Below are 14671 nucleotides of genomic sequence, written 5' to 3' on the forward strand. Positions count from 1 at the left end.
TCTGCAGGGAGAGTGATGGCGGATCCGGTTCTGATCGAAGTGTTGCGCGGCACCATTGTCGAGAGCGCGCATCGCGGCGCGGTCGCCGTCTTCGACGCCGACGGCAAGCCGGTCCTGGAGATCGGCGACACATCGAAGCCGGTCTTTCCGCGTTCCGCCGTCAAGGCGATCCAGGCGCTGCCGCTTGTCGAAACGGGCGCCGCCGATGCCTATGGTTTCGGTAACCGCGAACTGGCGCTGGCCTGTGCCTCCCACTCCGGCGAGCCGGCGCATGTCGAACTGGCGCGGTCCATGCTGGCCAGGGCCGGGCTGGACGGGGCGGCGCTCGAATGCGGCACCCACTGGCCCTCGAACCATGACGCGGAGATTGCGCTCGCGCGTGCCGGCGGTTCACCCAACGCGCTGCATAACAATTGTTCCGGCAAGCATTCCGGTTTCCTCTGCACCTGCGTCCATTCAGGCATCGCGCATCGCGGCTATGTGAGGCCGGACCATGCGCTGCAGGAAATGGTGCGCGACGCCATGCAGGCGGTCACCGGCGCGGTCCATGGTGCCGACGAACGCGCGACCGACGGCTGCTCGATCCCGACCTATGCCGTGCCGCTCAGGAGCTTCGCGCTCGGCTTTGCCCGCATGGCCACGGCACACGGCTTTGGCCCGGAGCGGGCGAAGGCTGCCAAGCGGCTGCTTTCGGCCTGCATGGCGGAGCCGTTCTTCGTTGCGGGCACTGGCCGTGCGGACCTGTTGCTGATGGAAGTCGCTCCCGGCCGAATTTTTGCGAAAGGCGGGGCCGAGGGCGTCCATTGTGCCGCAATTCCGGAACTCGGCCTCGGCATTGCCGTCAAATGCGATGACGGTGCCGGGCGCGCCGGCGACGCAATCGCCGCCGCCGTCCTCGCCAGGCTGCTGCGGGCGGACGAGGCCTTGGCGGCGAAGCTGCTCGAACTGGCGAACGCGCCCATCGAAAGCCGGATTGGCGCCAAGGTCGGGGCGCTGAGGCCGACGCCGGCCTTGAATTGAAAGCAGCAGTCAGCTGACGCGGTTGCGCTCGACCGTCAGGTGCGCATAGCCGGTGCCGCTGGTTTGCGTGAGGTCGGACGTTACCGGTTCGGCCCATCGCTGGCCGACAACTGCTCCGTTCGGCGCACCGTCGATGACATTGTCGGAGATAACGGCAGTGCCTGCACCCTCGACCACGCTGACGGCAATGCCGGTGCCTGCCTTGCGGATGATGTTTCCCGTGGCCACGACATTGCGCAGATATGGCCCCCAGCCGATCGACATGCCGTAGAGCGGCGCGTTCTCGATGACGTTGTTGGAAGCGACGGTGTCGGCCTCGACGGCGATGCCGACACCGAAACCGGGCGGGTCCGCTGCGTAGGGGCCGCTGGTCGACAGATTGCGCACGATGTTGCCGGAGCAGACGCCCATGCGGCCGCCTTCGTTGAAGTTGACGATCGAGATGCCGTTGGCCGCGCCGTCGACGATATTGTTGCTGATGACGGCGCCCTCGAACGAGAATTCGGAATAGACCCCGGTCTCCCCCGAGCGCGAGCAGGTGTTGCCCGATATCTGCAGGTTGCTGGAACTGTTGGCACGGATCGCCGAAAAAGCGCAGTCAGAAACCACGTTGCCGGAAATGACGACATTGCCGGCGCGGAAGGCATTGATGCCGTTGCCGTTCTGGCCTGTACCGCCGCTGTGCGCGCCTATGCGTTCGACGCGATTGCCGGTGACCATGGTGCCGTCTTCCGCCGCTTGCCAGCGATGCACGAGGATGCCGCCATTGGCGCAGTCGGAGACGGTGTTGCCGGTGATCGCCAGCCCTCCGGCTTCGACGGAATAGATGCCGGCATCGGCGGCCCCGGATATGTCCGAACGCTCGACGCGGCCCGCCGCATGTTCCAGCGCCAGCCCGTTCTTGCCGCTGCCTGTGATCTGGCAGTTGTCCACCACCAGATGAGCGACCCGGCGCAGATCGAGCAGCCCTTGCGCATAGTCGCCCATCGAGCGGTTCGAGCCGTCGAAGACCAGCCCGCTGAGTTCGATATGCTCGGCCTGTTCGGTCATGAACAGGTGGCCGTCGCCGCCATAGACGATCCGCGTTGCGCCCGGCACGCCGGAAAGACGCACGCGGCCGGGCAGCGAAAGATTGGACACGACATAGGTGCCGGGCGGCAGGAATACCGGCATGTCGCGGCTGTTCGCGTCGCGCAGCAGCTTGGCAAAGGCTTTGCTCTGGTCGTCAAACGTGCCAGGCTGCACGCCGAGTTCGGTGGCATTGATGGAACCGCGCATCGAGGCTTTCTCTATGCCGGTCAGGCCGGCGGCCGCGGCCTTGCCCAGCCCGAGGCCCGTGACGGCAAAGCCGGCGGTCTGCATCAGCAGCGTTCGTCTGTTCAACATCGGCACAGAATCCCAGTGTTCAGGCATGACACCGCAGGAATCGTGCCAGACGCTCGGCGCCTCTTCTCAGCAGCAATGGCTTGTCGCGCAGCCATTACGTGCCTAAGTTCAGGCAATGAGCAGAGCTTTCACCCGCGAAGAAGACAGCGAGAATGCCATTGCCGGCGTTGGCGAGCGGCCGGTCAGTCCGCACCGCAATCTGGTCACGGAGCGCGGCCTTGCGCAGATCGAGGACAATCTGGCCGACTTGCGCGATGTTCTGGCAAAGGCCGAAAGAAAAGCCGATCGCGAGCGCATCGCGGTCGTCTCGCGCGATCTGCGCTACTGGACCGCGCGGCGCGAGAGCGCCGAGCTTTCCGTACCGGAGCCCGGCAGCGATGTCGTCCGCTTCGGCATGGGTGTCACGCTGGAAAATGACGACGGCAGGAAGGTGCACTGGAAGATAGTCGGCGAAGACGAAGCCGATCCGTCGAAGGGCAGCATCTCGCATGTGTCGCCGATGGCGGTCGCGCTGTTCGGCAAGAAGCTCGGCGATGTTGCCACGGTGAACGGTAAGGAGTGGGAGATCGTCAAGCTGTCGGACAACTAGTCCTCAAGCTTCACGACATGATCACGGAAGAATGCGGCGGCGCCCCCTTCGTCGATCTCACCGGCAGCGACGGCCATGACGAATTCGTAAAGCGTGCCATTGTCGGACGTAAGGATATGGCCGTTTACGATCAAAAATGCGCCAGCGGCCACGATGGCAGTCCGCTTGTTGCCATCGACAAAAGCATGGTTCCTGGCAATGCCGAAGACATAGGCGGCTGCAAGATCCTCGACCGAAGGATCTCCGTAGTTGGCCTTGTTCTCGGCCCTGGCGAGCGCGGATTCAAGAGCATTTTCATCTCTCAGACCTTGTGCTCCGCCGTGCCTGAGCAATTGCTCGGCATGTATGGCTTCGACTGCGCGCCGGGTTAGAAATTCCCAACTCATTCGGCGAGCTTCTGAAGCGCGACCTTGTACTTGTCCATGACCTTGCGGGCGGCTTCCATCTGCCGTTCGAAACTGTCGTCCACCGGCTCAAGGGCAATGCCCTTATCCGTTTCGACAATCTGCAGTTGATCGCCGGTCTTCATGTTCAGACGGTCGAGCAAATCCTTCGGTAGGATCACACCCTCGGAATTGCCGATCTTGCGAATGGTTGTGTTCATGGCAAATTATCCTGTTGCAACGCCAATTATAACTTGGTCGGCAGAAAGTTGCAACAGGTATTATAACAGACTCTTCACGGTGATAGCAGCCGATCCATCAGCCGGTCCGCCGCCTCTGGGATCACTGTGCCCGGCGGAAAGATTTCCGCGGCACCGGCCCGCAGCACCGCCTCGTAATCCTGCGGTGGGATGACGCCGCCGGCCACGATCAGCATGTCGCCGCGGCCAAGCTTCTTCAGCGCATCGCGCAACTCGGGGATCAGCGTCAGGTGGCCCGCTGCCAGCGACGAGGCGCCGATGACGTGAACGTCATGCTGGACAGCCAGCCTTGCGATCTCTTCCGGCGTCTGGAACATGGCGCCGACGGTGACGTCGAAACCGAGATCGGCGAAGGCCGTGGCGATCACCTTCTGCCCGCGGTCGTGGCCGTCCTGGCCCATCTTGGCCACGAGAATGCGCGGCTTGCCGCCGTTCTTCTTTTCGAAGGCGTCAAGCTTGTCCCGCAGCCGGTCGACCATCGGACTGTCGCCAAGCGCCTTGCGATAGACACCGGAAATGGTCTGCACCGTGGCCACATGGCGGCCATATGCTCTTTCCAAGGCGAACGAGATTTCGCCGACAGTGGCATTGGCGCGCGCGGCGCGGATGGCGAACTCGAGGAGGTTGCCCTCGCCTTGTGCGGCGCGGGTCAGCGCATCGAGCGCGTTTTCGACCGCGGCGACCTCGCGCGTGCCCTTGAGCCGTTGCAGCTTGGAGAGTTGCCGGGCCTTGACCTCGGCATTGTCGATCTTCAGCACGTCGACCTCGATATCGGTCCCGGGCCGATGCGCATTGACGCCGACCAGCATCTGCTCGCCGGAATCGATGCGCGCCTGCGTGCGGGCCGCGGCTTCCTCGATGCGCAGCTTGGGTATGCCCATTTCGATCGCCGCCGCCATGCCACCGAGAGCCTCGACCTCCTCGATATGGGCAAGCGCACGTGCCGCCAGATCGTGTGTCAGCCGCTCGACATAGGCCGAACCGCCCCACGGATCGATGATGCGCGTGGTGCCGGATTCCATCTGCAGGATGAGTTGCGTGTTGCGGGCGATGCGCGCCGAATGGTCGGTTGGCAGCGCCATTGCTTCGTCGAAGGAGTTGGTGTGCAGCGACTGGGTATGCCCCTGGGTCGCGGCCATTGCCTCGATCATGGTGCGGATGATGTTGTTGTAAGGATCCTGCGCCGTCAGCGACCAGCCGGAGGTCTGGCAATGGGTGCGCAGCGACAGCGATCGTTCGTCCTTCGGCGCGAAATTCTTTTCCATCAGCGTCGCCCACAACAAGCGTGCGGCCCTGAGCTTGGCCACTTCCATGAAGAAGTTCATGCCGATCGCCCAGAAGAAGGACAAGCGCGGTGCGAAACGGTCGATGTCGAGGCCCGCCGCGACTCCGGCGCGGACATATTCGATGCCGTCGGCGATCGTATAGGCGAGCTCCAGGTCGGCGGTCGCGCCGGCCTCCTGCATGTGATAGCCGGAGATCGATATCGAATTGAACTTCGGCATGTTCTTCGAGGTATAGGAGAAGATGTCCGAAACGATCCGCATCGAGGGCTTCGGCGGATAGATGTAGGTGTTGCGGACCATGAACTCCTTCAGAATGTCGTTCTGAATGGTCCCCGCCAGATCCTTCTGCGCGACGCCTTGCTCTTCCGCCGCCGCGATGTAGAGCGCCATGATCGGCAGCACCGCACCGTTCATCGTCATTGACACCGTCATGTCGCCGAGCGGGATGCCGTCGAACAACTGCCGCATGTCGAGGATGGAATCGATGGCCACGCCCGCCATGCCGACATCGCCCGCGACGCGCGGATGGTCTGAATCATAGCCGCGATGCGTGGCGAGATCGAAGGCAACCGAAAGACCTTTCTGGCCGGCGGCAAGGTTGCGCCGGTAAAAGGCGTTGGACTCTTCGGCGGTCGAGAAGCCGGCATATTGCCGGATTGTCCAGGGTTGCTGGACATACATGGTCGGGTAGGGGCCGCGCACGAAGGGGGGCAGCCCCGGATAGGTGTCGAGATACGGCAATTCCTTGAGATCGCCCTGGCTGTACAACTGCTTGACGACGAGACCTTCCGGCGTCGTGCGCTGTCCCTTGACCTCGACAGGCGCGCGACGCGGTGGCACCCAGCCGATCTGACTGAAATCCGGTATCAAGATATGGCCCCGATTGATTGATCGATGCGAACCGGCGACAACGCTTCGCACAGGACGACGCCCTCGGTGAAGGCAGGTCGCCGCTCCGCGTCCAGCGTCTCGACCGGACGCTCGCTTTTCAACGGATAAAGCGTGGCGCCGATAATGGACCGCTCGCCTGACTTGAAGGCAACGCCGCGCTGGGCGGCGGCAGTGCGAACACGTTGCTGGATATGTCCGTCCCGAAGGCTGGACAGCACACCTCCTTCTGCCTCGATCCTCTGCAATTCCGTCCACGCTGCTTGGCAAAGGTCCGACGTCAGCGCTTCGACCGCGCCGGAGCCATAGGCGGGATCGGCGACATGATCGACATGGCTTTCATGGGCCATGATCAGCTGCGCGTTGCGCGCGACGCGGCGGGCAAATGCTGCCGGCAGGCCGTGGGCCATCGTATGCGGCAGGATCGAGATCGAATCGGCGCCACCGGCCGCTGCCGCGAAGCAGCCAATCGTCGTGCGCAGGATGTTTGTCTCCGGGTCCAACGCCGTCATCATGCGGAATGATGTCTCGGCATGGATATTGGCCGTGGAGTTGGGGATCGAACAGGCTTCCTGCACCCGTGCCCACAGTCTGCGCAGGGCTCGCACCTTGGCCATCGACAGGAACTGGTCCTGGTCGACGCTGAGCGCGAAACCAATGTGAGGGGCGGCATAGACAAGCGGCTGCCGCGCCTTCTCGAACATTCTCAGATATGAAACCGCCGAAGCCAGCATGATGCCGAGTTCCTGCGCTTCCGTGGCGCCGGCATTGTGGAAGACGCGCCCGTCCGCTTCCAGAAGCACGCCCGGAACGCCCATCGAGAAGAAATGCGCCAGGGATTGCGGCATCGATTCCCGCAGTGCCTCGATCGACATGCGCAGCCGGCCGGTGCCGGCCAGGACAGCCGCCGGATCAATGCCGAAGGAAAGGTTGAGCTTTGCCGGATCGGAGCGGCGCTTGCTCAGGAACGCCACCAGCCAGTCGGCCATGGGGCGGCTCCACGGATGGGTATCGATGCGGATCTGGACCCTGTTGAGGGGCACGCCCTCCAGAACCGTCTCCAGGGCCTGCGCTGTCCTCGGCAGCCCGTAGCCGAACGCGTTCGGCGCGCCTTCGAAGACGAGCGACAGTCCCGTCGCGCCCTGCGCGATGTCTTCCAGGACCTGGCTCTTGGCGCGATCGACATCGGGGTCGTCGACGCGCTGGCTGATGATCCAGGGCGATTGAGGATTGGCGCGCACGATCGGTTCCATTCCGGTCGCGCGATTGTAGAGCGGCTCGATGCGGATGTTATCGTCGGTGCGCGAGACCAGTTTTTCCTCGAAGGATGCTCCGGCCAACGCTTTTTCCGCCAAGGCCAGCCATCGCTGACGTTCCGCATCCGTTGGCTCGACATCCCTGGTGAAGGCTCCGGCGCCCATTCATCGTCCTCGTTCTATGTGGCCGCACCAGCCTGGGCAGTGCAGTCTACGGTCCCCGGTCGGTTATCGCAATGCACGTCCGGAGCCTGAATTCGACCCGCCTGAATTCGACCCATCTGATATAGGGCGGCCAGCGTGGACGAACCATGAACGATTGCCAAACACCAGCCAAATCCGCAAGTTCCAAAAATCCGATTTTGGCGATTGGTCCGATTTGGACGATTACCCCGATTGGACGATTGGCCCGCTCTGGGAAATTGGCATTGTCGCTATGCGACAGCCTCACTATACCTTCGGGCAAAGGCTCGCTTTAGGCGCATCAGTTTGCGGAGACCCGATATATGGCTGACGACACCAGTATTTTCATTGGCGCCAGCCGCAAGCTCGACGACAGCTATCAGCGCGGCGAAAATCTGCTGCTGCAATACGGCAACCGCCACGGTCTGGTGACCGGCGCCACCGGTACTGGCAAGACCGTCACCTTGCAGATCCTGGCGGAGGGGTTTTCCAACGCTGGCGTGCCGGTCTTCTGCGCCGATATCAAGGGCGACCTTTCCGGCATCGCCATGATGGGCACTGGCCAGGATTTCCTGGTCAAGCGGGCCGAACAAATCAAGCTCAACCCTTATGATTTTCAGGAATTTCCGGTGATCTTCTGGGACCTGTTCGGCGAGCAGGGCCACCCCATCCGCGCGACGATTTCGGAAATGGGACCGCTGCTCCTGTCACGGCTGATGAACCTCACCGACGCGCAGGAAGGCATCATGAACATCGCCTTCCGCATTGCTGATGAAGAGGGCCTGCTTCTCCTCGATCTCAAGGATCTGCAAGCGCTTCTCGCCAACATCGCGGAGCGCGCCGAAGAGATCAGCGCCCGTTACGGCAACGTCACCAAGCCATCGGTGGGGGCCATTCAGCGCACATTGCTGGTGCTGGAGAGCCAAGGCGCGGCGAATTTCTTCGGTGAGCCGGCATTGCGCATCGCCGACGTCATGCGCACGACCCGCGACGGTCGCGGCGCCATCAGCGTTCTGGCCGCCGACAAACTGATGATGAATCCACGGCTGTACGCGACGTTCCTGCTCTGGCTGATGTCGGAGCTGTTCGAGGAACTGCCCGAAGTCGGCGACCCCGACAAGCCGAAGCTGGTGTTCTTCTTCGACGAGGCGCATCTGCTGTTCGACGAGGCACCAAAGGTGCTGATCGACCGCGTGGAACAGGTGGTCCGTCTGATCCGTTCGAAGGGCGTCGGCGTCTATTTTGTCACGCAGAACCCCCTGGATATCCCCGAGAAGGTGCTGGCCCAGCTCGGCAATCGCGTCCAGCACGCGCTGCGCGCCTACACGCCGCGAGAGCAGCAGGCGGTGAGAACTGCGGCCGAAACCTTCCGTCCCAATCCCGATTTCGACTGCGCCACCGCCATTACCCAGCTTGCCACCGGCGAAGCGCTGGTCTCGACGCTGGAGGCCAAGGGCATTCCGTCGATGGTCCAGCGCACGCTGATCCGTCCGCCATCGTCGCGGCTTGGGCCGATAACGCCTGCCGAGAGGCAGAAGCTGATCCAGGAAAGCCCGGTCGCCGGCCAGTATGACCAGGTCATCGACCGCGAGTCGGCCTTCGAGATGCTGCAGAAGAAGGCCAGGGAAGCGCAGGATGCCGTGGCGCGGCAGGCCGATTCCGGACGCTCGCGCTGGACCATTCCAGGCTTCGGCAATGACGATCCCGCGCCGCGGTCCGATGGCCGGCGCGCGCCGGCGCCGCGCCCTTCCAACCGCCAGACGGTGACCGAAGCCGCGATCAAGTCGGTGGTACGCTCGGTCGGCTCGTCGGTCGGCCGCGCGATCGTGCGCGGGATTCTGGGGAGCTTGTCGCGGGGACGTTAAGGCGGCAGCGCGGTCCGCCGCCTTGGATCTGCCGCAGATCAGAAGATCGCGTTCGTGACCGCTTTGACCGGGCCGAGCAGCACCGATCCGTCCGGGACGCCGGCGTCGATCGGGATGGCCTTGTGGTTGGCCGTCGCCACCATCGGCTGGCGGGCGTCGCTGGTCACGATGACGGGCGTTTTGGAGGGCACGCGGTCGTAAAGATCGATGATGTCCTGGTTCATCAGGCGCACGCAGCCCGACGACACCGATTTGCCGATCGAACGCCATTCCGGCGAGCCATGCAGGCGATAGAGCGTGTCCACATTGCCTTGGAAAAGATAGAGCGCACGCGCGCCAAGCGGGTTTTTCAAGCCGCCGGGCATGCCGCCATTGTCGGCGCTGTACTGCTTCAATTCCGGCTGGCGGGCGATCATCTCGTCCGGCGGCGTCCATTTCGGCCACTTCTGCTTCCACTGGACGACGGCGTCGCCCGACCATTCGAAGCCGGCGCGGCCAAGACCGACGCCATAACGGATGGCCTGGCCGCCCGGACGAACCAGATAGAGGAAATGGCCTGTCGTATCGACAACGATGGTTCCGGGTTTCTGGCCGGTCGGATCGGGCACGATCTGGCGCAGGAACTGCGGGTCGATCCTGTCGACTGGGATGGCCGGCAGATCGAAGCCACCGTCGCTGACCGCCGCGTACATCGACGCATAGTCGGCGAGGGGAGGCTCGACATAGGCCGGTGGCGGCGGCTCGGCTGGCCCCGGTCCGGTGGTCGCGCATGCGGAAACCGCGATCGAGGCGGCGCCCAGGGCTGCGGCGTTGAGAAAGCCGCGACGGCTTAGGCGATAGGATTCGATTTCGGTTCTGGACATGGCTGCCTTCTTTAGGACTCAATTTGCAACAAAGCGTCAACACGCAGACGTCCGCTGCGGGTGCCTGACAACACCTGAGGCGATAGGCGGTTCCGATTCTGACCCGAACGTGGACAAACAAAGGCGAAGCTGTGACCGCGCCGCCACTGTGGCATTGGTGCCACAGGTCTGCTAACCGCCGGATACGAGGGCCTCGAGCGACGGCAGGATGAGGGCCGGCGGCAAATCCCGGTATTCCTCCGGTTGGTTGGACCGGTTGATCCAAACCGTGCGGAAGCCGAATTTGGTGGCGCCAGCGACATCCCAGCGGTTGGAGGACTGAAAGGACACCGCGCCGGGATAGAGACGCCATCCCGTGGCGACCATGTCGTAGACCGCCGGATCGGTCTTGAAACGACGCACCGCGTCGACCGAATAGATGTCGTCCAGGACTTGGTCGAGTGCCGCCGACTTGACCGCTGCCTCCAGCATTTCGGGCGAACCGTTGGAGAGGATCGCCAGCCTGGCGCCAGAAGCCTTGAGCGCCTTCAGCACGGCCGGTACTTCGGGGTAGCAGTCCAGCGCCCAATAGGCCTCCAGCAGTCTTGCCTTGAGGCCCGGATCGGCCGAAGGGACCTTGCGCAAGGCAAAGTCCAGCGCCTGTTCAGTTAACTGCCAGAAATCGGCATAGGCGCCCATCAGCGTGCGCACCCAGGAATATTCGAGCTGCTTGGCGCGCCAGATTTCGGACAGGAACTGTCCGTCGGGGCCGATCGCGTCGGCATGGCGGCGCACGGCCGCGTGCACGTCGAACAGCGTGCCATAGGCGTCGAAGACGTAGGCGGCGTATTGCATGGCAACAGTTTTGAGGCGAGGCGCGACAAGGTGCAAGCCTTGATTGCATCGCATTCGTCGCTGGCCTCAACAAAACTCCCCGATGCTGGTTGACGGCAGCGGCCAAAGCATCATCCAATGTTGTCACACAAGATTGATCGGAACAGGAAAACGCAATGACACTGGCGGCGGCGGCGCAATCCGCGACATGGACCTTCGTCGATGGCGATTGGTACGAAGGCAATGTCGCCATTCTGGGACCTCGCAGTCATGCCATGTGGCTCGGCACCAGCGTGTTCGACGGGGCTCGCTGGTTCGAGGGCGTGGCGCCCGATCTCGAACTTCATGCCGCACGGGTCAATGCCTCGGCGATCGCGCTCGGCCTCGCGCCCAACATGACGCCTGAGCAGATCGTCGGGTTGACCTGGGACGGATTGAAGAAATTCGATGGCAAGACGGCGGTCTACATCAGGCCGATGTACTGGGCCGAGCATGGCGGCTACATGGGCGTGCCGGCCGACCCGGCCTCGACCCGTTTCTGCCTGTGCCTCTATGAATCGCCAATGATCGCGCCGACCGGCTTTTCGGTGACCGTGTCGCCGTTCCGGCGTCCGACCATCGAAACCATGCCGACCAATGCCAAGGCCGGCTGCCTTTACCCCAACAACGGCCGCGCCATCCTCGAGGCCAAGGCGCGGGGCTTCGATAACGCGCTTGTGCTCGACATGCTGGGCAATGTCGCCGAGACCGGAAGCTCCAACATCTTCCTGGTCAAGGATGGGCACGTGCTGACGCCGGCGCCGAATGGCACCTTCCTGTCCGGCATCACCCGCTCGCGCACGATGACGCTGCTCGGCGACTATGGGTTCAGGACGACCGAAAAGACGCTGTCGGTGAGGGATTTCCTCGAAGCGGACGAAATCTTCTCGACCGGCAATCACTCCAAGGTGGTGCCGATCACCCGCATCGAGGACCGTGACCTGCAACCCGGCCCGGTGGCCAAGAAGGCGCGCGAACTCTATTGGGATTGGGCGCATTCGACCTCGGCTGGCTAGAGGCCTGTCCGGCCATTTTGCCGCCGCGGGGCCGGTCGCGGGAAAAGCATGTGACAGTTCCCGGCAACCCGCTTAGAAAGAGAACCGGCGCTTCACTTCCGGAGTTGCTCCAGCTCAATCCCGACCTATCTTATTCGGTATCCACACCGGACTTTCCACGAGGGAGTACTATCCATGGCTTTCGAATTGCCCGCTCTGCCCTACGACTACGAGGCCCTGCAGCCCTATATGTCGAAAGAGACGCTGGAGTATCACCACGACAAGCACCACAAGGCCTATGTCGACAACGGCAACAAGCTCGCCGCCGAAGCCGGTCTTGGCGATCTGTCGGTCGAAGAGGTGGTCAAGCAGTCGTTCGGCAAGAATGCCGGTCTCTTCAACAATGCCGCCCAGCACTACAACCACATCCATTTCTGGAAATGGATGAAGAAGGGCGGCGGCGGCAACAAGCTCCCTGGCGCTCTGCAGAAGGCTTTCGACAGCGATCTCGGCGGCTACGACAAGTTCAAGGCTGATTTCATCGCCGCCGGCACGACGCAGTTCGGTTCGGGCTGGGCCTGGGTTTCGGTCAAAGACGGCAAGCTGGCGATCTCCAAGACGCCGAACGGCGAAAACCCGCTGGTTCATGGTGCATCGCCGATCCTCGGTGTCGACGTCTGGGAACACTCCTACTATATCGACTATCGCAACGCCCGGCCTAAATACCTCGAGGCCTTCGTCGACAGCCTGATCAACTGGGATCACGTTCTCGAACTCTACGAAAAAGCCTGACCAAGCCTTCAGAAAAGCCCCGGCACCGGGGCTTTTCTTTTTCTGTACCGAAGTGCCGCAGAGGCAAGCGTCATCCAAAATTCATGCGGGCGGAAGGGAATATTCCCTTTCCCGCATCCGTTAACGTCGTGTCCTGAAATGCCTTCATCACGGAGCCGATTGAATGAAAAAGCTTGTCATCGCCATCTCTATGCTTGCCCTCGCCGCTTCGGCGGCCTTTGCCGATCCGATCCGCGACCGGCAGGCCCTGATGAAGGAACGCGGAAAGATCGTCGGCGGCCTGTCGAAAGTGGCGAAGGACGAGGAGCCCTTTGATGCCGCCGCGGTGCTGACGCAGTTGCAGGCGCTGCAGGCGAATGCCGAGAAGTTCGATATCGATGCGTTGTTCCCGAAAGGCAGCGAGAGCGGCGACACGACGGCGGCTCCAAAGATCTGGGAAGACATGGCCGGCTTCAAGGCCGTGGAGGACAAGTACCTGGCCGACGTCAAGGCGGCGGTCGCGGCCGCTCCCGCCGACGCCGATGCGCTGAAGACGCAGGTCGGAGCAATCGGTTCGGATTGCGGCACCTGCCATCAGGGTTACCGGATCAAGAAAGGCTGATCCCAGCCATGCCCTGGCTGAAGAAGCTCGTCGGCGTGGCGCTCATTCTGGGCGTCGCCGGCGCGGCCGCCGGTTGGCTGCTGTCGGCTCCGGTCAAGCTCGATGCCGCAACCCTGGCGCAACTCGGGCCGGGTGACGCCGCCCGAGGCAAGCGCATTTTCTATGCCGGCGGCTGCAGCTCCTGCCATGCCAAGCCTGGCGCGCAGGGCGATGCACGGCTTCAACTGGTCGGGGGCCTCGAACTCAAGACGCCGTTTGGTACCTTTGTTCCGCCCAATATTTCGCAAGATCCCAAGGACGGCATCGGCGCATGGTCCGTCGCCGACCTGGCAAATGCCATGCTGAAGGGTGTTTCGCCGACGGGCGAGCATTTCTATCCCGCGTTTCCCTATGGCTCCTATGCGCGCATGAAGCCGTCCGACGTCGCCGACCTCTATGCCTTCCTGAAGACGCTTCCCGCCGTCTCCGGCAAGGCGCCGGACAATTCGCTGGCCTTCCCGTTCAACATCCGGCGTGGCATCGGCCTGTGGAAGCGCCTTTATCTCAGCGACCAGCCTGTCATTCCCCTGCCTGACGGCACGCCTGAACCCGTGATGGCAGGCCGCTACCTGGTCGAAGGGCCGGGTCATTGCGGCGAATGCCACACGCCGCGCGACTTCGCGGGCGGCACCAGGAAGGGCCAATGGCTGGCCGGGGCCGTGGCCGCCGAGGGCGGAGGCGTCGTGCCGAACATCACTTCGGGCGAGGGGGGTATCGGCAACTGGTCCGCGTCCGATATCGCGAACTACCTCGAAACCGGGTTCACGCCGGATTTCGATTCCGCCGGTGGCGCCATGGTCGATGTGCAGCGCAACATGGCCGAACTGACGGCGGACGATCGTGCGGCGATCGCCGCCTACCTCAAGGCGATACCGCCGCATCCCAACGGCTATCCGGCGCGCAAGAAAAGCACGAAATAATTTAGCCCTCGGACCGCAGGTGACGATCGCCGAGGAAATCGAAGCCCGTTTCGAAGAAATGGTCGTAGTTGCAGGTCATCTCCTCGCCCGGGGCGATGTCGCGCAGGGCGTAGGTTTCCTCGGGCGACGACACATCGCAATTCGGCTCGTCGTCATGGTTCATGTAGCGGGCGTCGTCGGCTTCGAAGACGATATAGGCCGGATCGCGCCGGTCGGGGTAGCAGTAGCGGTCAAGATAATCCCTCACCGGCCCGGTCTCGCCCTCATAGGTTTCGACGTCGATGATCCGGTCGAACCGGGGGTCGAGCTTCCAGACCAGCGTCCCCTTGGCAATGTGGTTCTTGGCAAACACACCGATGCCCTGGATCGGCGATTTGTCGAGATAGACGTCGACGAGCAGCATAATGGACCCTTGTGCGAATGTGGGCTTCGTTGCCCGGGAAAATCGTGCTTTGGGTAGCGTGCGACCGTTGCAATAGCGAGCGGAAATAAG

Annotated in this window: 15 protein-coding genes; 7 read left to right on the top strand and 8 right to left on the bottom strand. The window is 62.9% G+C overall.

The window, feature by feature from the left end; all coding sequences use genetic code 11:
* Positions 1-15 precede the first annotated feature (15 nt).
* Positions 16-1020, top strand: a complete 1005-nt coding sequence (locus LB556_RS08705) for an asparaginase (protein ID WP_224566149.1) — start codon at positions 16-18, stop codon at positions 1018-1020.
* A gap of 9 nt (positions 1021-1029) precedes the next feature.
* Here the strand turns inward: LB556_RS08705 and LB556_RS08710 are convergent, their stop codons facing one another.
* Positions 1030-2406, bottom strand: a complete 1377-nt coding sequence (locus LB556_RS08710) for a TIGR03808 family TAT-translocated repetitive protein (protein ID WP_224566151.1) — start codon at positions 2404-2406, stop codon at positions 1030-1032.
* Positions 2407-2521: 115 nt separating this feature from the next.
* On the opposite strand from LB556_RS08710, the gene greA reads away from it, so the two are divergent.
* On the top strand, positions 2522-2995 hold the full coding sequence (gene greA, locus LB556_RS08715; protein WP_224566153.1) for a transcription elongation factor GreA: 474 nt from the start codon (positions 2522-2524) through the stop codon (positions 2993-2995).
* On the opposite strand, the gene LB556_RS08720 is transcribed toward greA, so the two are convergent.
* The 4 genes from LB556_RS08720 to LB556_RS08735 all read right to left on the bottom strand — a co-directional run bounded on the left by LB556_RS08720 (position 2992) and on the right by LB556_RS08735 (position 7233).
* Entirely contained in the window at positions 2992-3381 is a 390-nt protein-coding gene (locus LB556_RS08720) for a type II toxin-antitoxin system death-on-curing family toxin (RefSeq protein WP_224566155.1), read from the bottom strand. The two genes, greA and LB556_RS08720, sit on opposite strands and share 4 nt — an antisense overlap.
* A complete protein-coding gene (locus LB556_RS08725; protein ID WP_135863661.1) occupies positions 3378-3599 on the bottom strand; it encodes an AbrB/MazE/SpoVT family DNA-binding domain-containing protein in 222 nt (73 codons plus the stop codon). The genes LB556_RS08720 and LB556_RS08725 overlap by 4 nt, the downstream gene beginning before the upstream one ends.
* 74 nt (positions 3600-3673) lie before the next feature.
* Positions 3674-5794, bottom strand: a complete 2121-nt coding sequence (gene scpA, locus LB556_RS08730) for a methylmalonyl-CoA mutase (protein WP_224566157.1) — start codon at positions 5792-5794, stop codon at positions 3674-3676.
* A complete protein-coding gene (locus tag LB556_RS08735; protein WP_224566159.1) occupies positions 5791-7233 on the bottom strand; it encodes a methylmalonyl-CoA mutase subunit beta in 1443 nt (480 codons plus the stop codon). The genes scpA and LB556_RS08735 overlap by 4 nt, the downstream gene beginning before the upstream one ends.
* A gap of 341 nt (positions 7234-7574) precedes the next feature.
* Here LB556_RS08735 and LB556_RS08740 point away from each other — a divergent pair, with 341 nt between their 5' ends.
* A complete protein-coding gene (locus LB556_RS08740; RefSeq protein WP_224566161.1) occupies positions 7575-9116 on the top strand; it encodes a helicase HerA-like C-terminal domain-containing protein in 1542 nt (513 codons plus the stop codon).
* Positions 9117-9154: 38 nt separating this feature from the next.
* Here LB556_RS08740 and LB556_RS08745 read toward each other — a convergent pair whose 3' ends face one another.
* Together LB556_RS08745 and LB556_RS08750 are read right to left on the bottom strand one after the other, a co-directional pair.
* On the bottom strand, positions 9155-9979 hold the full coding sequence (locus LB556_RS08745) for a L,D-transpeptidase (RefSeq protein WP_224566163.1): 825 nt from the start codon (positions 9977-9979) through the stop codon (positions 9155-9157).
* Positions 9980-10150: 171 nt separating this feature from the next.
* Positions 10151-10813, bottom strand: a complete 663-nt coding sequence (locus tag LB556_RS08750) for a haloacid dehalogenase type II (protein WP_224566165.1) — start codon at positions 10811-10813, stop codon at positions 10151-10153.
* Between the two features lie 155 nt (positions 10814-10968).
* Between LB556_RS08750 and LB556_RS08755 the strand changes: the two genes are divergently transcribed.
* The 4 genes from LB556_RS08755 to LB556_RS08770 all read left to right on the top strand — a co-directional run bounded on the left by LB556_RS08755 (position 10969) and on the right by LB556_RS08770 (position 14178).
* Entirely contained in the window at positions 10969-11847 is an 879-nt protein-coding gene (locus tag LB556_RS08755; protein WP_224566167.1) for a branched-chain amino acid aminotransferase, read from the top strand.
* Positions 11848-12021: 174 nt separating this feature from the next.
* On the top strand, positions 12022-12618 hold the full coding sequence (locus LB556_RS08760; RefSeq protein WP_056563640.1) for a superoxide dismutase: 597 nt from the start codon (positions 12022-12024) through the stop codon (positions 12616-12618).
* 163 nt (positions 12619-12781) lie between these two features.
* The gene (locus LB556_RS08765) at positions 12782-13219 is read left to right on the top strand and encodes a c-type cytochrome (RefSeq protein WP_224566169.1); all 438 of its coding nucleotides are present in this window, start codon (positions 12782-12784) and stop codon (positions 13217-13219) included.
* 8 nt (positions 13220-13227) lie between these two features.
* The gene (locus LB556_RS08770; RefSeq protein WP_224566171.1) at positions 13228-14178 is read left to right on the top strand and encodes a cytochrome c; all 951 of its coding nucleotides are present in this window, start codon (positions 13228-13230) and stop codon (positions 14176-14178) included.
* A 1-nt stretch (position 14179) separates the two neighbouring features.
* On the opposite strand, the gene LB556_RS08775 is transcribed toward LB556_RS08770, so the two are convergent.
* Complete coding sequence (locus LB556_RS08775; RefSeq protein WP_224566173.1) at positions 14180-14581, bottom strand: SET domain-containing protein; 402 nt, start codon at positions 14579-14581, stop codon at positions 14180-14182.
* Positions 14582-14671 lie beyond the last annotated feature (90 nt).

Origin of the sequence: Mesorhizobium sp. ES1-4 (assembly GCF_020164745.1) — a bacterium.
Classification (GTDB): Bacteria; Pseudomonadota; Alphaproteobacteria; order Rhizobiales; family Rhizobiaceae; genus Mesorhizobium.